Source organism: Mongoliitalea sp. (assembly GCF_054166905.1).
In genome coordinates, this window is sequence record NZ_JBSZCK010000003.1 from 105,186 (window position 1) to 125,387 (window position 20,202).

A 20,202-nucleotide genomic window follows, 5' to 3' on the forward strand; every position below is an offset into this window, starting at 1 on the left:
TCAAGCCATGAAATTAAAAAATTTAGTATATACAGGCCTGATTGGAGCAGCATTGTGCTTCACGGGCATACAGGAATCCACTGCACAGGTAGCTGACGGAAGATATTTCCGTGCACTTGGAACTCCTCATAACCCCAAAGTTCCAGTATCCTGGAATCGCTACCATACCAACTTGGCCTTGGAAGAAATCATGAAAGACATGGCCAAGAAGCATCCAAACATTGTCAAATTGCAAAGCATTGGCAAATCTTACCAAGGCAATGACATTTGGGTCTTGACTATTACGGATTTCAGCACTGGAAAAGCAGAAGACAAGCCTGCCATGTGGATTGATGGAAACATCCACTCCAATGAAATCCAAGGAACAGAATTTACACTCTACACCGCTTGGTACTTAGCCGAGATGTATGGGGATTTAGATTTTATCACGCAATTGCTGAAAGATAAAACCTTCTACATTGCTCCAACGATCAACCCAGATGCCCACGATTACTTCATCAAAGAGGCTAACAATCAAAACTCCCCACGTTCGGGAATGATGATTTTTGACAACGACCGTGATGGAGAATTTGGTGAAGATCCTTTTGATGATTTGAATAAGGATGGGCACATCACCATGATGATCCGTAAATCTCCTACAGGTCGATTCATTAAAGATAAAATGGACCCTCGCAAGCTTATCATGGTAGGCCCCGATCAGCAAGGAGAATATGAAATGCTTGGCTATGAAGGGATCGATCGGGATGGAGATGGTGTCATCAACGATGATGGTATCGGATATTATGACCCCAACAGAGACTGGGGTTGGAACTGGCAGCCGGATTATATTCAATCAGGTGCTTTGCGCTATCCGTTCTCCGTTCCAGAAAACAGAGCAGTAGTTGATTTCGTCATGAAGCACCCAAACATTGCTGCAGCTCAATCTTACCACAATTACGGAGGGATGATTCTAAGAGGTCCTGGTGCTGAAGAGGATTTGGGCACATACAATGCTACAGACGTACGCGTGTATGATGCTATCGCGAAAAAAGGTGAAGAGTTTATGCCAGGCTACAGATATCTAGTCGTATACAAAGATTTGTATTCTGTATTTGGTGGACAATTGGATTGGTTTTACGGAGGAAGAGGGATCTTCACTTACTCCAATGAATTGATGACTTCCTACTTGTATTTCCATACAAATGCAGGCAGAAACAATCAGGATGAGCAGTTCAAAGCTGATGACTATTTACTCTTCGGGGATGCCTTTGTCAATTGGGAAGAATATAATCACCCTCAGTATGGCACAATCGAAATCGGAGGTTTCAAAAAGAACTTCGGAAGATTACATCCAGGCTTCTTGATGGAAACGGACGCCCATAGAAATGCCGCTTTCACCATTCTTCACGCCTATCATACCCCAAAACTTTCTGTATCTGATGTGAAAGAAAAAGATTTGGGCGGTGGCTTACGTGAAATCACGGCTACCATCTACAATGAGCGCATGATTCCAACGCACTCTTCTCAAGACTTGAAATACAAAATCGAGCGTCCGGATTACATCAGTATTTCAGGTGCAAAAGTTGTGGCAGGTTTTGTGGTAGAAAATGAGGATTTCAACAAACTTGCCGAACAAAAAGTCAATCCTGAAAAAATCGCTGTTGACAATATCCCAGGTATGGGCGCTGTAAAAGTTCGCTGGATCGTCAGTGGAAACAGCAAGTACAGTATCACGGTTGATTCTGCCAAAGGCGGTAAAGCTAGTTGGAGCAAATAAAGAATAACGGCTAACATTAAGTCCATTAATTACATTGAAAGCCTGAGAGCAATTGTTCTCAGGCTTTTTTTACACTAGAAGGGACCCAAGTAAGTTTATAATATAATCATCCAATACTGCTCCTAAATTACCAATAATCAATTCACTAGTACTACGAAACAAAGGCTTTCATCGCCTGCAGCAAATCCCGCTTGGTCATATAACCACCCTTCCTCCAAAGAATTTTACCCCGCTTAAACAAGATATAATGGGGTATGGAGCGCACACCGAATTGCAAACTTACCTGAGGATTACGGTCTACATTGAGTTTAAAGAGTTTAACTTTCCCTCCCAACTCTCCAATAACCTGTTCCAACACAGGGTTCATTGTCTGACAAGGAGCACACCAATCCGCATAAAAATCCACCAAAACGAACTCATCGGATTGGTTGACCACATCTTTAAACTTCTTCTTTGCCATCTACTGCTGATTTTGTACAAAAATACAAGCTAACGATTAATTCTCCGGTGACCAAAAACACTAATTCCTCTGGCGGTACTCCAATTCGAAAACTAATCTTTTAACAAATTTTTGGATAAAATTTCCCAAACCTAAGTTTTAAATAGGTATATTCGTGAATTATTAGTTAAAAAATCAAAAAATGGTTCGAAAAGCGAACAAGATTTTGAAAATACCGTTGATAAACCTAGTAAATTTGTCCCAACTAAAACCTAAACCAACGATTATTTAATATGCAAAGACCAGTAAAGTATCTATTGCCTTTAGCACTTTTCTTTATTCTAGTATTTTCAGCTTACCAACTCAAAAATGAACTAGCAGAATTGGCAGAAAGAATTCTCGCCCAAACTGAGAGCTACACTAATGATTTCCCTGAAGAAAAAGTCTTCCTTCATCTAGACAGACCCAATTATGCAGCTGGAGATTTTATTTGGTTCTCAGTTTATATTACCGCAGGTAGTCCTGACATTCCTTCGCCATTAAGTAAAGTGGTCTATGTGGATTTATTAGACAATGAAGGAAATTTAGTAGAACAAAGTAATGTTCGAATCACTGATGGGCACGGAGAAGGAAGTTTTCGATTAAATATTTATGCAAAAGAAGGAACCTATCATCTAAAAGCTTACAGTCATTGGATGAGAGGTTTTGAAGAAGAATCTTATTTTCAGACAAGCATTCAGGTACTTGAACCATACAATCTCAAGTTTCAGCCTAATACAACATTTACTTATTCAGAAACGGCAAATGAAGTCTCTTACAATGCGAGCATCACAGCACTAAATCAATCATTGCAATCCTTAGCAAACGAAGAGATTCATTATGAACTATTGCAACAAGGCAAAACCTTAAAAGAAGGACGTTTCATAACAGATGCCGAAGGTAAGTATACCTTAAACTTCAATCTACCACAAAAAGATTTGGAAAAGCTAACCGTACTGGTACTTATTCAAAAGGAAAATGAAGAATATAGCATCTCCAGAAAGTTTATCTTACCTACACCACTCTCAGTGGCAGATATACAATTGTTACCCGAAGGAGGAGATCTCATCGCAGGCTTCCCCAACAAAGTTGCTATTCGTTCCATTAGTCCAGCAGGTTTACCTATAGAACTGCAAGGGAAACTAACAGTAGGTGAGGAAGAAGTAACTTTTTCGACCAATACCAGTGGACTTGGGCAATTTACCTTTACACCACAATCTGGGATAACCTACAAAGCATCCCTTACTAGAGGAAATGAACAACTGGAAAAAGCACTCCCAGCAATCAAAGATACTGGTATCAACCTTACAGTAGACAACCTTAGGGAAGGTTTAGTAAACATTCTGATCCAAGCTAGTAATTTTAATAACATTTCACCGAATGGAGAGGGACTTCTCGTAGTGCATGCTCGAGGAAGAGTTGGCCACATGCAGAAAATCAATCTTGCCAGTGGGGTATCTGGCGCTCGAATTCAAAAGTCACAATTAGCTCCAGGTATCAACCAAGTGACACTTTTTGAGCCAAATGGAACTCCACTTGCTGAAAGACTGATCTTTATTCCGCAAGACAATAAGCTGGATTTTGCTTTGGAAACAGGTAATTTAAACCTAACTGCTAGAGGAAAAAACACATGGAAAGTTCGAATTAATGGTGACAACTTTGAAGGTGGATCATATTCCATAGCGATCACAGATGCTAATGAATCTCCTGGGTCTTTTGATAGCAATATTTTCTCATACCTTAAGTTAGAGTCTGAACTAAGGGGGACTATCCATAACGCAAAAGCTTTGTTTACTGAAGGCTCTAATATGGAAGAGCTGGATTTAGTCATGCTCACCCATGGTTGGAGAAGGTTTAACTGGGAAAAAGTGCTGGCAGGAAACTTTGGAAATGAGCATTTCATAGAACAAGGAATCAATATAACAGGAACAGTAAAGCCAAAAGAAGAACGTAGAAGAGGCTTAAGCGGTGGCACTGTAACTGCATTCTTAAAAGGGAAGGCAGAGGAGTTTGTGATGGCTGAATTTGCCGAAAATGGGCGGTTCATCATAGATGATATGGATTTTCAGGATACCAGTCAGTTGGTATTGACTGTACAAGATAGAAGGCTACGGGAATTCGTGAGTTTAGAATTGGATAAACCCTTAGCCAAATACGAACAATGGAAAGGTTTCAATCCATTGTACCAACCCTTTGAGATCAATCCTGTCATGAGGGATTATTTGACAAATGCGGACAAAAGAAGACAGGTAAATGTGGCTTTCGACGAAATGGGGACAGTGGATATAGGAGAGTTCGTTGTTAAAGCTCAACGAATAGCTCCCGAAGAAGAAAATATCAATAGAGTATTTGGAAAAGGAGATGTGGTTATCAAACCCTCTGATATTGCCGGCTATGAAGGTTTCTTTGATATTTGGCAGATGCTACAAGGAAGAATAGCTGGCGTGAGAATAGTACCAAGTCCCGTGGGTGGTGGAACACCAGTAATTACCATTAGAGGAGTTGGATCAATCAATCCAGTTTCCCCAATTTTCCTATTAGACAACGTTCAGGTGGACGCTGAACTCTTAAGCACGATTACCCCAAGAGAGGTTGCCACTGTTGAAGTATTTAAAGATGCTGCTTCCTTGGCAATATTTGGTTCTGCCGGAGCAGGAGGAGCTATCGCAGTTTACACTAAAAGAGGTAGTGGATTAGTGGATGTAGGAGATGGAGTATTTAACCTTCAATTCCCAGGCTATACCACACCTAGAGAATTTTATATACCAAGATATGACAAAGAAAATGACCCAAGACCAGACTTCCGCTCTACCCTCTTCTGGAGTCCAAAACTCACCTGGTCAGGCAACGAAGCTACCGTAGAATTTTTCAACAATGACTATGTAGAAAAATATAAGGTGATCATACAAGGCATAGACAAGTTTGGTAGGATTTCTTACTTAGAACAAGAAATTGGAGCTGAATAAGCTATTTTACGCTTAAATCCCCGACCGAAGTTGGGGATTTTTCTTTTTTTGTATAATTTGAAAGCAAACACTATCATTATGAAAAAGCTATTAGTAATCTGCTTGTTTTTTGGAATAATCACCTTTGCCCAAGCACAAGAGCAAGGGGACTTCAGAGTTCAATTGGGCGGTGAATACAAACTCCAAATTGAGGACTTTGGAGCAAATGCCGGTGTGGAATATTTCTTCGCTGATAGATTTGCCCTAGCCCCCAATTTTACCTATTGGTTTCCAAGAGTAGGGCGTAGTATGAACTTTAATATGGATCTCCGCTACTACCTTACTGAAGGGGTTTCACAGGTATATGTATTGGGAGGCTATAACAACTATTGGATCAATCTACAGCCTGGAGTACCTGGCTTGAACCAATCAAGACCGGGCGGTAATTTTGGCTTAGGTGCCATGATTGCGCTGATTGATGGCATAGGCTTAAACACGGAGTTCAAAATTCAAAGCCAAAACACCAGACAATCTGTTTTACGGGTAGGACTAATCTTTGGGATGTAATGGTTTTATTTCTTCGAAAACTCAAATAATTTTCGCTTCTCTTCTTTACTCAGCGCTTCATAGCCTTTATCCGCAATCTTATCTAAAATTGCATCAATTTCCTCTTGCGTAGCTTCTTTTCCGCCTCCACGAAGTGGACTACTTGCTTTGTTGGTCGAAAATCCTTCAAATTTGGAGCCACTACTGCTTGTGGTAGAAGATGAAGAAGTGGGCGTCTTTTGCTTTCTGTAAGAAACGCGAACTTTAGGCCGCTTTTTCAAGAGATTTTCAAAGAACAAACCAATGGCCTGAATAGGAATACCCCAGTCTTTTCCTTTTCTCAACTGATTGATATACAGGAAACCAAGAAGTGCTCCTCCCAAATGGGATAGCTCTCCTCCCGCATTGGAACCTATTGAATTGGCAAAAGCTATCAGTACATAAAAAATAGCAATGTATTTGATTTTTACAGGACCAAGCAATAACAATTGAAAGGTGGTATTCGGAGCCAAGGTAGCCGCACCCACCACGATCGCATAAACCCCTGCACTAGCACCTAACATGCGGGCTACATCTACAGAGTTCGAAAAGTAAGGAGACAAATTGTACATGAGTATATACAACAAGGCACCCGTCAACCCCCCTAAAATATATAGATTAGCTAGCTTTCTACTACCAAGATATTCATGGACCAACAAGCCAAACCAATACAGGAAGAGCATATTGAAAAGGATATGAAAAACCCCTTCATGGAAAAACATATAGGTTACTAAAGACCATGGCTGAATAATCAGACTTTCCAAGGATGCCGGCACCATCAAAATCGAGCGGAACGATTGATACACTTCTCCCAAACCAGCCAAGGTTAGGACTACCCGCAACACCAACATCACAGCAAACACCATCAAGTTGATCGCAATAAGTTTGAACAAACTATTATTGCTTTCCTTGAATGCGTTTTTCAAATTATGCCAAAATCCTCCGTACATCATATCAGTAGAAACTATCTCGTTTTTTTCTCCAGTAAGTTACTAAAATCGCTCCAATCACCAATCCACTTAAGTGAGCAAAATGCGCCACATTATCTAACGGATTATTATTGATGACGTTGTAAATGGTATACAAACCGTATACCAAAACCAAGTACTTCGCCTTCACTGGCATGGGTGGAAACAGTAAGAATAGCTGCGTATTGGGAAAGAGCATTCCAAATGCGATCAATACCCCAAACAAAGCCCCCGAAGCACCTACCATTGGAATATTCGCCTGTATATTTCTCACTTGGCTCATATTCTCCCGTGCACGCTGCTTTAATTCTTTGCTTTCAGGGTTTCTGCTAAAGTTATCAATAAAATCAAATACCCCCGTTCGAAACAAATGCCTGTTTTCTTTGACGAAATCATTGAAACGCTCCGGCGTAGGATCGTTATTGAAAGCGGCAATCTCCTGATCAAGGGAATTCATTCTGTATGCTGTATACCCCGAATACAGCAAGCCAGAACCTACACCACAGACAAGCCATAAGGTCAACAATTTTTTTGGACCCAAATACTGCTCCAACAAGGGCCCAAAAATAAAGAGACCCAGCATGTTGGAAAATAAATGCCATCCATCTGCATGCAGAAACATGTAAGTCAGAAACTGGAAAGGCAAAAACTTACTGCTATGGATATAGTATAATGCACCAATAGCTTTCAATTGGGGCATAATCATGGCTGAAATAAAATAAATCAGCACAGTGATTAAAAGCAGATTTTTTACTACCGGTGTTAAGTTTCTGAACATAGCTTATTTAAGAAAAAAGGCTTGTATCTTATGTAAATCTAATTTGACAAAGGTTTTGTTCCCAGAAAGTCCATAATTCGGGTTTTGACAGGCAAATAATTGCCCCACCACAGATTCCATCTCTGCGGCGTTGAGCTTAGCCCCTCTCTTGATAGATGAGCGCTTGGCCATAGAGCGGGCGAGATTTTCACGGGTATCCAAAGATAGCTCAGACTTGAAGTGCTTAAACTGCTCCAACAAGCCCTCAAACAATGCCTTTTCATTGGTATTGGGTGTATCTGCCGGAATCCCTTGAATCAACACCGTGTCTTTTCCAAATTCTTCGATTTGAAATCCCAAACTGTACAACTCATCCTTGATATCCATCACCAATACAAAGTCGGAAGGACTCAACTGCACATGTTGCGGAAACAAACATTGCTGGGAAGAACCCGCTGCTTTTGCTAATTGACGCTGATAGCGCTCGTACAGGATACGCTCATGGGCAGTTTGCTGATCGATAATGATCAGTCCAGACGACATCTGTGCTACAATATAATTTCCATCCACTTGGAAAACTGTGCCCGTTTCCGTCTCTCTCGGATCAGGAAAATTAAGTGGGCTCTTTTGAGACTCATCATTCGCCTTGGAAGAAAAGGTCAAGACGTCCAAGTCATCCAAAGCACTGCTAGAGGAAGAAACTTCTCTGCTAGGAGCACTGAATTTTTCGGCTCCTTCAAATAACTTTTCCCAGCCAGAAACAGAAGGTCTTTGAAATGAGGGGGATTGAAAGTTTTTGTACTTGACTTCGGCTCCTCGCTCATCTTCTCCCTTGTATCGGTGTTCTTCGCGAAGGGCATCCCTTTTTTCAGAATCCCTGCCAATATTCTCTGAAAAGTTGACATCCAAGGAGAAATCCAGGGTGGGCATCACATGATGAGCTCCCAAAGCTTGCTTCACTGCTGAGCGAATGACACCATACACCGTTCGTTCATCATCAAATTTGATTTCAGTCTTCGTCGGATGTACATTGATATCGATATGGGAGGGGTCAATCTCCAAAAACAGCACATAAAAAGGATGGGCGTCGGCCGGAATCAAGCCTTCATAGGCATTAACAACTGCATGATGGAGGTAATTATTTCGGATATACCGGTTATTCACAAAGAAAAACTGCTCTCCCCTACTTTTTTTGGCAGCAGCTGGCTTGCCAATGTATCCTTTGATCTTGAGATGAGGGGTGTCTTCTGCACAGGAAACCAAATTTCCCTGATAGGTTTTCCCAAAAATTCCTACGATCCTATGGCTAAGTTTCCCACTGCTCAGGTTGAAAAACTCCATATCATTTTGATGGAAAGTGAAAGCCACCTCTGGATAGGATAGAGCCACTCGCTGAAATTCATCCACCAAATGGCGCATTTCTACCGGGTTAGATTTGAGGAAGTTTCTTCTAGCGGGAACGTTGAAAAAAAGGTTTTTAACAGCAATACTAGTGCCTTCGGAGGTAGCTATCGGCTCCTGTTTTTTTACTTCAGAACCCTCAATATGAATCAAGGTACCCAACTCGGCAGCTGTCTGCTTGGTTTTCATTTCAACTTGGGCTACTGCCGCTATGGAGGCCAAAGCTTCTCCCCTAAAACCAAACGTACGGATAGCAAAAAGATCGTCAGAAGTACGGATTTTGGACGTCGCATGACGCTCAAAAGACATACGAGCATCTGTCAGAGACATTCCCTTGCCGTTATCAATCACCTGAATCAGCGCTTTTCCTGCATCTTTCACCACCACCTTTACCGATGTGGCACCTGCATCGATAGCATTTTCCATCAATTCCTTTAAGGCAGACGCCGGGCGCTGCACCACTTCACCCGCCGCTATTTGATTGGCAATGGCATCTGGCAACAGATGGATAATATCACTCATTAATTTCGTTTTCTTCTTAATTTCAACAAAAGGGTAAAACCGAAGATCCCCATGACAGCATACAAGAGGATATAAAAAACTTCCGGGCCATAATAGATATAGCCAAACATGCCGCCTATCAATAAAATGAAGATTACCATCCGGATAAGTCCTGCACTATGCAAGGAGCTTGTTTTCCTACCTTTCAGTTGTGAGCCGGATGAAAAAGCGCCTCTCAGCGAACCTCCATAATTTCTTCGGAGGTTATCTTCATCCTCATCCTCAATCGGTAAAGCGCCTTCCGCTTGTAGTTCTCTTTTAATTTGGGCGGTTCGTTGCTCAATCTCTTCTTTTACGGGATCGTAATAGCGAGGCTTGATTTCAAACCGCATCGGCTGGGATGTCCTGAAGATAGAAGGAAATTTCATGCGTACTCGGATTTAATCTGTTTGGGACGGAAAAAATAAAACTGGTTCAACTTATCAAATATACAACCATTGTTTACGTTTTTTCCGTGTATGTTTGTACAAAACGATGTATATTCATACAAAGTTATTTTAAAATCTAAGCAATAAAAATTAAATACTTGGATGAGAGGTAAAGTTTGGATAATCCTGTTGGCTGCTGTAGTAATTTTTCAGTCTGATGCGGTCTTGGGCCTTGAAAAAAGCCATGAGGACCGTAAGCGGGAAGAGCGTGACCCATTGGTATCCAAAGATCAGCGCAAGCAAACTTCCTGGGTAGATTCGGTTTTCAATTCCATGAGCTTTGAGGAGCGCTTGGGGCAGTTATTTATGGTAGCCGCCTATTCCAATAAAGATGAGCGACACAAACAGGAAATCGCGAAACTCATCCAAGACCAGCAATTGGGGGGCCTTATATTCTTCCAAGGCGGACCTGTCAGACAAGCCAATCTGACCAACTACTACCAATCCATCTCCAAAGTTCCCCTCTTCATAGCCATGGATGCAGAATGGGGAATCAGCATGCGCTTGGACTCAGTCTTGAGCTTCCCCAAAGCCATGACTCTCGGGGCTGTCGCTGACGAAAAACTGATCTACGATATGGGTGCTGAGATGGCCCGTCAATTCAAGCTACTCGGCATGCACATCAATTTCGCTCCTGTAGTAGATGTGAATTCCAATCCCAATAACCCAGTAATCGGCTATCGGGCATTTGGTGAAGAGAAACGCTTGGTGGCCAAAAAGTCTCTTGCCTACATGAAGGGCCTCCAAGACCATGGAGTGATTGCCAATGCCAAGCATTTCCCTGGACATGGAGACACCGAATCCGATTCACATTATACACTTCCAGTCATCCGACATTCAGAAAATAGAATCAAAGACATTGACCTCTATCCCTATCGGGAGCTTATTGATAATGACCTGATGAGTGTGATGGTGGCCCACCTGCACATCCCAAGCTTAGATTCCGAGCGTAATAAAGCCACCACCTTATCCAAATACGTAGTCACCGACCTGCTCAAAACACAAATGAATTTCAATGGGCTGGTGTTTACAGATGCCTTGAATATGAAAGGGGTAGCCAGCTTCCATAAGCCAGGCGAGGTAGATCTACTCGCTTTGTTGGCAGGAAATGATATTTTACTCTATTCCCAGGACGTAGCCAAAGCAAAAGCGCTGATCATCCAAGCGGTAGCTGATGGCAAAATTACTCAAAAGGAAGTAGACGAGCGGGTGCGCAAAGTACTCAAAGCAAAATATTGGGCAGGATTACGAAAAACACCTACCATTGACACCAAAGCCTTGGTTGATAGAATCAATCAACCTGCTACAGCACTGATCGCCGAAAAACTGTATGCTGAGGCTATTACTGTGACTTCCAACAAAGGCAACTTTCTTCCCATCAAAAACTTGGATTTGCAATCATTTGCCTCTGTCAGTTTGGGCGGAGATGCCAAAGTATTTCAACAATATTTAGGGAAATATGCCCCATTCCAACACTTTGACCTTTCTAAAGGTGCGGATGCAGCAAGTCAACAAGCATTGGAGCGAAAACTGGAAAATGTCAATACGGTAGTCATTGGAATCTTTGGTGTGACCAACAGCCCATCGCGTGCCTTCGGCATCCAATCATCGGACATGGCATTTATCCGAAAGTTAAGTCAGACCAAAAATGTGGTAACGGTACTTTTTGGCAATGCCTATGCAGCCAAGCAAATGCAGGACTTCCCGCATCACTTGATTGCTTTTGAAAATAATGAATTTACCCAAAAATTGGCTCCCGAAATCATTTTTGGTGGTAGAGATGCACATGGAATTTTACCTGTTTCGGTGAGCAATGAAATACGTATGGGTTCCGGAGGTTTTATGAGAGGCTTGGACCGCTTAGCTTATGCTATGCCAGAGGAAGTAGGGCTGAAGACTTCTCAATTGAATCAAATCGATGAGGTCATGCAGCGCAGCATCTCCAAGCGTGCTTTTCCTGGGGGTGTTGTCTTGGTAGCCAAAGATGGGAAAGTAGTGTTTGAACGGGCTTATGGGTACTATGACTATCAAAAAACCAAGGCTGTTAGTACAGAAACTGTCTATGACTTGGCCTCGATCACAAAGGTTTTAGCTACCACCCAAGCTGTCATGTTTTTGGCCAGCCGGAAACTGATTGACATGGATCAACCTATTTCCAGATATGTACCCGAATTAAAAAACACTAACAAAGGCAATCTTATTCTCAAGGATATCTTGGCCCATGAAGCGGGACTAGTGGCATATATTCCCCATCAAGCCAAAACAGTGGACGGCCGAACATGGAAATCTGAATACTACAGCGAACAAGCCCTACCAGCCTACAGCCTTCCTGTATCCAACAATATGTTTGGCATCAATACACTACGAGATAGCCTTTGGGTATGGACAATCAAGTCGGACTTGAGAAAATTGGAACCAGGACGTAGGAAATATAGCTATGTGTACTCCGACTTGACCATGTACCTTCTTCAAGCTTTGGTAGAAAGTGTCACCAATCAGCCCTTGGATGCATTTTTGGCACAAAATTTCTATGAGCCATTAGGACTTTACACGATGAGTTTCAATCCTACCATGAAGTATCCACTAGAATGGATTGCACCTACAGAAGATGACGTTGCTTTTAGAAAACGACTCATTCAAGGATATGTACACGACCCTGGTGCAGCTATGTATGGAGGGGTGGCAGGACATGCCGGACTTTTTGGCAAAGCCAATGATTTGGCCGTGATGATGCAACTGATGCTGAATGGTGGGACCTATGGGGGGCTTACGCTGATGGATGAAGCAACTATCAAAGAATTCACCAAACGCCAGTCCTCTCAGAGCAGAAGAGGATGGGGATGGGACAAGCCCGAACCTGAAAAAGGCAAGGGAGGAAGTGCAGGAAGTCTTGCCCCCAAATCAACCTTTGGCCATACCGGATTTACAGGAACTTGTGTCTGGGCAGACCCAGAAAACGACTTGATTTATGTATTTCTTTCCAACAGGGTGCATCCAGATGCCAACAATAATACCTTGCTTAAAGATGGCGTCCGTACTGAAATTCACGATATCATTTATAAAGCTCTCGAAAAATGAACAAAAACCATGTGATAAGATGTTTATATAGTTGTCATAAAAAAGCTAAATATATCCTATGAAAATCGGTATAGTCTGCTATCCTACATTCGGCGGTAGTGGAGTGGTTGCTACAGAATTAGGTAAAGCCTTGGCCAAAGAGGGTCATCAAATCCATTTTATCACCTACAGTCAGCCTACCCGATTGGATTTTTTTAGTGAGAACTTATTTTACCATGAGGTAGACATCAAAAGTTATCCGTTATTCGAACACGCACCCTATGAACTTGCCTTGGCAAGTAAGATGGTCAACGTAGTCAAATACGAGCATTTGGATCTACTGCATGTACATTATGCCATTCCTCATGCATCTGCTGCCTACATGGCCAAGCAAATACTCAAACAAGAAGGCATCGACATTCCTGTGGTGACTACCTTACACGGAACGGATATCACCCTTGTGGGAAAAGATCCAAGCTATGAACCTGTAGTGACTTTTAGCATCAACCAATCTGACGGCGTCACTGCCGTCTCGGAAGATCTAAAAAAGGCCACATACGAACACTTTCCTGTCAAGAGTGAAATTGAGGTAATCCCTAATTTCATTGATTTGGATAGGTTTAAAAAACAGAAAAAGGAGCACTTCAAACGTGCCATTTGTCCCAATGGAGAGAAATTGATTGTTCATACCTCCAATTTTCGCAAGGTAAAACGGGTGGAAGATGTCATCATGGTATTCTTTGAATTGAGAAAACAAATTCCTGTTAAATTGCTTTTAGTAGGAGATGGGCCTGAAAGGGATCGAATGGAACGGCTTTGCAGAGATTTGGGCACCTGTGACGATATCCGCTTTCTCGGGAAATTGGAGGCCGTGGAAGAAGTGCTTTCAGTGGCAGATTTGTTTATCATGCCTTCCGAAAAAGAAAGTTTTGGTTTGGCAGCATTGGAGGCCTTGGCATGTGAAGTCCCCATTTTGACTTCTAATGCCGGAGGTATTCCGGAACTAAATGTAAATGGGGTCACTGGATTTGTTTGCAATGTGGGAGATGTTCATGGGATGACGGAAAAAGCAATGGAAATCCTTGACGATGCTAACCTTCCACGATTCAAGCAACATGCCCTAAAACGGGCCAAAGAATTTGATGTAACCAACATCCTACCCAAATACGTTTCATTCTACGAAAAGACCATTGAGCGCTCCAAAGCTTTATTCTTACAAAACTCATAATCACAAAAACTTAGGCAAAGTTTTTGAACAGTTTTGATAGAATCTAGTTTAATTTTGCAAAAAATTACTGACCAACGGAAATAATCTTGTTTAAACAGGATAATTAGACAAAAACTACTAAGAATGGCTACCTTAAAAAAGATTGGAAGATTGGACCGTCCGGATAATAACGGATCTGCACAGATGTTCGGAAACCCTGTGTTAGAAAAATTATCCAGAACACACATCAGCATCCCAATTACCATGTTTTTAGTAATTTCGGCAGTTTCGTTTTATTATGCCGTGAGCACTACTAGCATCAATTTAGGTATAGGTATGTTGGTTTTATTGGCAGGCTTGTTAGCCTTTACTTTTGTGGAATACATGATGCACAAGCATTTCTTCCACATGGAACCTGACACACCTGCCAAAGATAAATTACAATACACTGTCCACGGAGTACACCACGATTATCCAAAAGATAAAGACAGGCTAGCCATGCCTCCATTTATCAGTGCAGCTTATGCATTGATCTTCTATGGTGCATTTACGCTATTAATGGGTGATTTTGCCCTGTTCTTTTTACCAGGTTTTTTATTGGGATATGCTGCGTACTTGGGAGTGCACTATGCCGTACATGCCTATCAGCCTCCAAAAAATTTCCTGAAAATCCTCTGGGTAAACCATGCAGTGCACCACTATAAAGATCCGGATGCTGCCTTCGGCGTGAGTTCTCCATTGTGGGACTTCCTGCTGGGAACCATGCCCAAAAAAGACAAATAAGACAAGGGGATTTAGTCCCCTTTTTTTATAAACATCATCTCCAAGAATTTACAACAATGGATAACAAAAGAATTTCAATCATTGGCTTTGGCTGGCTAGGACTTCCCTTGGGTAAACATCTTCAAACACTGGGATACACAGTTAAAGGCAGTGCCACAAGTCCAGAAAAAGTGAATGCACTCCTCCAAGAAGGTCTTGAAACTTATCTATTCAACCTAAATCCTCATCCAACAGGTGAAGGCTTCAACGAACTGTTCCAAACGGACATACTCTTTATCAATATTCCTCCACGCACCAGGCATTTGCCTGCTACCTTTCATCCTGAACAGGTCAAATACTTACGCGCATTGATCGATCAGTATGGTATCAAGCAAGTAGTGTATGTCTCTGCCACTTCGGTATATCCTGACACCAATCAGGTTTGGAAAGAATCCGATCCACTCCATTCCACCAATACGAGTAATTTAACCCTTTATCAAGCAGAACAGCTTTTGCAAGACAACAAGCACTATGACTTAACCATCATTCGCTATGGGGGCTTATTGGGAGTCAATAGGATTCCAGGCAGGTATTTTTCAGGTAAAGAGCAGGTACAAGGAGACAGCCCTGTCAATTACATCCATCAAGATGACGCAGTAGGGCTAGCTGCTTTTGTATTGGAACAGGGAATCTGGAATGACATCATCAACGGTGTCTGCCCCGTCCATCCCCTTCGCAAAGAAGTCTATGAAAAAAATGCAACCGAATTAGGCTTTCCTCCTCCTGCATCCTATGCCCAACAACAGGAACCCTGGAAAGAAATTTCAGCAGAAAAGATTGTGAGTTTAGGATATCAATTTAAAATCCCCAATCCTTTGGATTTTTGGTATAATGCCTCATTTTATTAGAATCATCAACAATTAAAATGTCCTTTTCAAAATGAGGAAGAAATTACAAAGTTGTCATCAATAGAGGTCTTATGAGATCTACTATTAAGTAAACTTCTACCTTGTTAAAATTAAATACCTCCCAATAAATTTGCCTTCTTGATACATAAAAATTAAGTTTACGTTTGCGTAAGGGGCCAAAAAACAACCCCTTAAGCAATTTAAAACTTAATTCATGGCTACCCAATATAAATATTTAGATGCATTTTTAGACGAGCAAAGGTCGAACGGTAAATATAGCTTTACTACCGGAGGCTTGCATATTAAACTGAATATTTCAGAGAATGCTTTAAAAAAGGCTTTGCAAAGGCTCAAAAATCAAGAGTTAGTAGTGATGGTACGCAAAGGCTTCTATGTAATTGTTCCACCCGAATACAGAGCTAAAGGTATAATTCCTACCAGTCTGTACATAAATGATCTGATGAAATTTTTAAATAGGGATTATTATGTGGGTCTGTTAAATGCTGCAGCTTACCACGGAGCAGCTCATCAACAACCTCAAAACTATTCGATAATAACTGAAGGTATTGCTTTAAGACCCATAAAAAATGATCATGTGAGAATTAACTTTTTCATCAAAAAGGCGTGGAACAAAAAGGATATAATCAAGAAAAAAGTAGATACAGGATATATCAATATTTCATCACCTGAATTGACCGCCTTGGATTTGGTAAGCTATTATAATGAAGTGGGTGGATTCAACCGAGTAGCGACTGTAATCGAAGAATTGAAAGAAGTGATACAAGCAGAAAAGTTGGTAGAAGTGGCAAAACAATATAAAGAAATTACAGTGATCCAGCGTTTGGGATATTTATTGGAATATGTGCTGGAAGAAAATGAATTAAGCAGCACTTTGTACAATTACTTAGTATCCATTGAACATTATCCTATTTTAATGAGACCTCAAAAAATGAAACCTGAAAATATGAACACTGGAAATAGATGGAAAATTGTACCTAATATACAAATAGAAGCAGATCTATGATCCCACAATCATACATAACAGCATGGCGAAAGCAGGCTCCCTGGCAGGAAAATTATCAGGTAGAACAAGATTTGATTATACAGCGTGCTTTAATCGCTTTGTTTAATGATGAATTTATCAAAGGACGATTGGCATTTCGTGGTGGAACAGCATTGCACAAGCTGTACTTAGCTCCTGCCGTAAGGTATTCGGAAGATATTGATCTAGTTCAAATAAAGGCAGAACCTTTTGGAGCAATCATAGATAGAGTAAGAGAGCAGCTTTCATTTTTGGGAAAACCTCGTATCAAACAAAAAGAGCATAACAACACCATTGTTTACAGTATCCAATCTGAAGATGATATACCGATAAAATTAAAAATAGAAGTCAATACCCGAGAACATTTTTCAGTGTACGGATTGGTGGATATTCCTGTAAAATTGGATTCTGAATGGGATAAGGGAGAAGCTCTGGTTCCAACATATCAATTAGACGAACTATTGGCAACCAAACTTAGAGCCTTATACCAAAGAAAGAAAGGACGAGATTTATTAAAAAAGAAATTTTAGAAAAGGTGTAATCAGTTACGTTATCACAAGAAATAAAAAAAGATTCAATTACTTTGGGCGGGAGGGTTACCTAACCCTATTTCAACGATTGATAACATACTTCATTAGTGGTTCACTTGATTATAAATTATGTTTTATGGTAATAGAAAAGCATGTTTCATCCCCTTTTCTTCTTAGCCATTACAAAGTACTATATCCCGATCCATCTCCACCTAATCCGATGATGTTGACCACTATTTTCCGATGATATTGACAACCCTTAAAAAGAGAGGTAGATATGATCGAGGGTTAAAATTCCAGTTATATTGACTGCTTTTTTTTTACTTCTGAGTAGATTTGAACGTAAGAGATAATTTTCCTTAGCGGGCGTAGCAATCAACCATTGCGTCCATGGCGGGCAAAAATGTCGAATGATGAACGATTGAAAAGGAGGAAGGAGGAAAATAATTAGGAATTTGGAATGAGGAATTTAGAATGAACTGCAAGACTTACATTGCAGGCTTGGCGTGAAAAAATGTCGAATGATGAACGTCAAACTCCGAATGTCGAATGAAGGTAAGGATGAAGGTAGAAGGGTGAAACCCAATCCCCAAGCCATGCGAGGAAATTTTAAAATCAATCCTATCAGAGCATATAAGACATCCAACTAAAAGATAATAAACCTTCTATTTTCTCTTAACCAGTCACCTGTATACCCTGTCTTAGCCGGCAGGCAGGCGAAAAAGGCAGGCTGTATCCCGGGTGAGGTTGTGGCATCGTTTTTTTTACGCTGATGTAGGATTTATTCTTAATTGACCACCAACAGCTTTTAATACTTTCATTATTGTTTCAAATTGAGGCTTTGAGCCTGTTGATAGGGCTTTATACAAACTTGGTCTACTCATACCTGTTTCTTCCGCTATTTTGGACATCCCAATTGCTTTTGCAATGTGCCCAAGGGCAACAACAACATCATCATTATCCCCTTCCTCCAAAACAGAATTCAAATATTCAGCAATCATTTCTTTGCTGTCTAAATAATCGGCTATATCAAATTTTGATGTTTCCATTTTTTACTTTTTTATCCTTTTCCAAATTTCCTTTGCTTTCTCGATATCCTTTGTTTGAGTTGACTTTTCCAGATTTAAAAAGTCACTTATCATTTGCTGGGATCATTTTAAATGTAGCACAACACCTTCCTCTGTGAAATCTGTGCCATCTGTGGACTTTTTTATTTTAGTCCCGATAGCTATCGGGATTAGAGGGTAGATTTTAGATTTATTTTTCGAAGTTAGATCTGCCTTTCATCAGGAGGGTTTTAGATTTGGTATGATTCAAACATTTTGCGCCTTTGCGACCCTGTCTGCCGACAAGCAGGTCTGCGTGAAACCTCCGCCTGAAACCTCTACCTGAAACCTACTCCACCACAAACTCAAAAATCACCTGCCCCATCTTACCATCTGGACTGAGGGCTTCGAAGTTGCCTGAGAATATGGAGCGGATGTCGGAGGTATAAAACTCCAACTCAGCCTTCCCTCCTTCATCTGTCAAGATATATGGCATCCATGTAAGCGTATTCCTATAATCCGACTCAGGATCATTTTTAGAAGTTAGATCAGGATACTTTTTATGCACAAACCCCGGCCCTCTAAAAAAACCCTTGGTTCTCGTCATGTTATATAACTTCATCAGCTCCTCATCGGTATAGACTGGATATTTATATGTTATCCTTCTCCAATTACCGGGGGTTAAAACATAATGATAATTTGGATGCTTAGCCTTTTCCATATCAAAAATTTCGGTATATTCTTTCCCCTCGATTGGCTTATTATTTTCCTCCTTGCATCTTGGATTTCCACAGTTTAATATTTCCGAAAGCATACCCGCAGGTCTACACAAATAATCATTGTTAAAATCAACTTTAGCCTTTTCAATTAGTTCACCTATAAACTTTTCCCGCTCCTCAACGATACGTTTACCTCTGACAACAAATTCCCCTAATAGAATCATATTCCTGTCAAAGGCTGGAAAGTCCAGTTTTTCCTCTTCCTGCCTTCCATTAGTCATACTTGGGTAAATCAGCCGTGCTGTTTTCATTACAGGAGACACAAGCTCCAAAGGCTTCTCGATGGAAAGATCAATTTGCATCGAACCGTTTGGTAAGGCTTTTACATATAGATACTCATCTCTTCCAAAGTCCAAACTTTCTGCATCTATTTCAAAATTGCCCTCTCCATCCAAGGGAATAAATTCCGTAGAGGCTTCATCGTCCCCTCTGAACATGAGTGCATATTGGGGATTGTCCAGCTTTTTGGAGCTTTTATACACGATCTGTCCCCTAATCTTGTTGGGAAGAGGGTGTTCTTTGGACTGATTGTCTTTCAGCCGCGCTTCCAGCCAGCTATATTGTTCTATGCCACAGGCTTCCAATATCGTCTGAAGCTTTCTGTTGTCATTGGCTTCCGGTGCTGCCAAAAGTGCCTCTAGATTGGGCTGTGTACCCACTTGGATGAGTATGTGTGCAGTAGTATACAAGTTTCTTTTGTAACCCGGGATTTGGAAAAGCTTATCCGACACAGCTCCCCCCAAAAGAACACCTCCCTGCGGCTGTCCTTGGGAATCCCTGACTGTAAAAGTGACGCTAACTTTCTCCCTGCTCCCGTATTCCTCTTGGTTGAGGGCCGCCTCTACATGTAACTTACCATTGTTCTCTATCCAAGTAAGCCGTTGACCCAAGGGCTCAGAGGCTGCGTTGAATACCGCTACTTCTGCTATGCCTGAGGGAATATGGGCAATCGGTATCTTTATCTGTGAGTTGCTCTCCAGCATAAATTCCTC

At 41.2% G+C, this 20,202-nt stretch carries 17 protein-coding genes; 10 read left to right on the forward strand and 7 right to left on the reverse strand.

Annotated elements, in window-relative coordinates:
• The first annotated feature begins 7 nt into the window (after positions 1-7).
• Positions 8-1,756, forward strand: a complete 1,749-nt coding sequence (locus ACXIUD_RS00800) for a M14 family metallopeptidase (RefSeq protein ID WP_458050736.1) — start codon at positions 8-10, stop codon at positions 1,754-1,756.
• Between the two features lie 151 nt (positions 1,757-1,907).
• On the opposite strand, the gene trxA is transcribed toward ACXIUD_RS00800, so the two are convergent.
• Positions 1,908-2,216: a thioredoxin gene (gene trxA / locus ACXIUD_RS00805; RefSeq protein WP_458050737.1), complete on the reverse strand. Its 309-nt coding sequence runs from the start codon at positions 2,214-2,216 to the stop codon at positions 1,908-1,910.
• 272 nt (positions 2,217-2,488) lie between these two features.
• Between trxA and ACXIUD_RS00810 the strand changes: the two genes are divergently transcribed.
• Positions 2,489-5,200 (forward strand): TonB-dependent receptor plug domain-containing protein, encoded by a 2,712-nt coding sequence (locus ACXIUD_RS00810; protein WP_458050738.1) that lies wholly within the window; start codon positions 2,489-2,491, stop codon positions 5,198-5,200.
• 78 nt (positions 5,201-5,278) lie between these two features.
• On the forward strand, positions 5,279-5,746 hold the full coding sequence (locus ACXIUD_RS00815; protein ID WP_458050739.1) for a hypothetical protein: 468 nt from the start codon (positions 5,279-5,281) through the stop codon (positions 5,744-5,746).
• A 5-nt stretch (positions 5,747-5,751) separates the two neighbouring features.
• Here the strand turns inward: ACXIUD_RS00815 and ACXIUD_RS00820 are convergent, their stop codons facing one another.
• The 4 genes from ACXIUD_RS00820 to ACXIUD_RS00835 are packed head-to-tail and all read right to left on the reverse strand — an operon-like array spanning position 5,752 to position 9,819.
• On the reverse strand, positions 5,752-6,714 hold the full coding sequence (locus tag ACXIUD_RS00820) for a rhomboid family intramembrane serine protease (RefSeq protein ID WP_458050756.1): 963 nt from the start codon (positions 6,712-6,714) through the stop codon (positions 5,752-5,754).
• 4 nt (positions 6,715-6,718) lie between these two features.
• On the reverse strand, positions 6,719-7,510 hold the full coding sequence (locus tag ACXIUD_RS00825; protein WP_458050740.1) for a rhomboid family intramembrane serine protease: 792 nt from the start codon (positions 7,508-7,510) through the stop codon (positions 6,719-6,721).
• A gap of 3 nt (positions 7,511-7,513) precedes the next feature.
• On the reverse strand, positions 7,514-9,412 hold the full coding sequence (gene mutL, locus ACXIUD_RS00830) for a DNA mismatch repair endonuclease MutL (RefSeq protein ID WP_458050741.1): 1,899 nt from the start codon (positions 9,410-9,412) through the stop codon (positions 7,514-7,516).
• Positions 9,412-9,819, reverse strand: coding sequence for a hypothetical protein (locus ACXIUD_RS00835; protein ID WP_458050742.1), 408 nt, complete (start codon positions 9,817-9,819; stop codon positions 9,412-9,414). The genes mutL and ACXIUD_RS00835 overlap by 1 nt, the downstream gene beginning before the upstream one ends.
• A 162-nt stretch (positions 9,820-9,981) precedes the next feature.
• Between ACXIUD_RS00835 and ACXIUD_RS00840 the strand changes: the two genes are divergently transcribed.
• From ACXIUD_RS00840 to ACXIUD_RS00870, 7 genes are all read left to right on the forward strand, one after another.
• Positions 9,982-12,957, forward strand: coding sequence for a glycoside hydrolase family 3 N-terminal domain-containing protein (locus ACXIUD_RS00840; RefSeq protein ID WP_458050743.1), 2,976 nt, complete (start codon positions 9,982-9,984; stop codon positions 12,955-12,957).
• Positions 12,958-13,015: 58 nt separating this feature from the next.
• A complete protein-coding gene (bshA, locus tag ACXIUD_RS00845) occupies positions 13,016-14,164 on the forward strand; it encodes an N-acetyl-alpha-D-glucosaminyl L-malate synthase BshA (RefSeq protein ID WP_458050744.1) in 1,149 nt (382 codons plus the stop codon).
• A 123-nt stretch (positions 14,165-14,287) separates the two neighbouring features.
• Positions 14,288-14,926, forward strand: a complete 639-nt coding sequence (locus ACXIUD_RS00850) for a sterol desaturase family protein (protein ID WP_458050745.1) — start codon at positions 14,288-14,290, stop codon at positions 14,924-14,926.
• 56 nt (positions 14,927-14,982) lie between these two features.
• Positions 14,983-15,813 (forward strand): epimerase, encoded by an 831-nt coding sequence (locus ACXIUD_RS00855; protein WP_458050746.1) that lies wholly within the window; start codon positions 14,983-14,985, stop codon positions 15,811-15,813.
• 214 nt (positions 15,814-16,027) lie between these two features.
• Positions 16,028-16,837, forward strand: coding sequence for a type IV toxin-antitoxin system AbiEi family antitoxin domain-containing protein (locus ACXIUD_RS00860; RefSeq protein WP_458050747.1), 810 nt, complete (start codon positions 16,028-16,030; stop codon positions 16,835-16,837).
• Positions 16,834-17,385 carry a nucleotidyl transferase AbiEii/AbiGii toxin family protein gene (locus tag ACXIUD_RS00865; protein ID WP_458050748.1) on the forward strand — a complete coding sequence of 184 codons (552 nt, stop codon included), beginning with the start codon at positions 16,834-16,836 and terminating at the stop codon, positions 17,383-17,385. The genes ACXIUD_RS00860 and ACXIUD_RS00865 overlap by 4 nt, the downstream gene beginning before the upstream one ends.
• 521 nt (positions 17,386-17,906) lie before the next feature.
• Positions 17,907-18,035, forward strand: a complete 129-nt coding sequence (locus ACXIUD_RS00870; protein WP_458050749.1) for a hypothetical protein — start codon at positions 17,907-17,909, stop codon at positions 18,033-18,035.
• 114 nt (positions 18,036-18,149) lie between these two features.
• Here ACXIUD_RS00870 and ACXIUD_RS00875 read toward each other — a convergent pair whose 3' ends face one another.
• Together ACXIUD_RS00875 and ACXIUD_RS00880 are read right to left on the reverse strand one after the other, a co-directional pair.
• Positions 18,150-18,434: an addiction module antidote protein gene (locus ACXIUD_RS00875; protein ID WP_458050750.1), complete on the reverse strand. Its 285-nt coding sequence runs from the start codon at positions 18,432-18,434 to the stop codon at positions 18,150-18,152.
• A gap of 346 nt (positions 18,435-18,780) precedes the next feature.
• A partial coding sequence (locus ACXIUD_RS00880; RefSeq protein WP_458050751.1) for a hypothetical protein occupies positions 18,781-20,202 on the reverse strand: 1,422 nt, incomplete at its 5' end.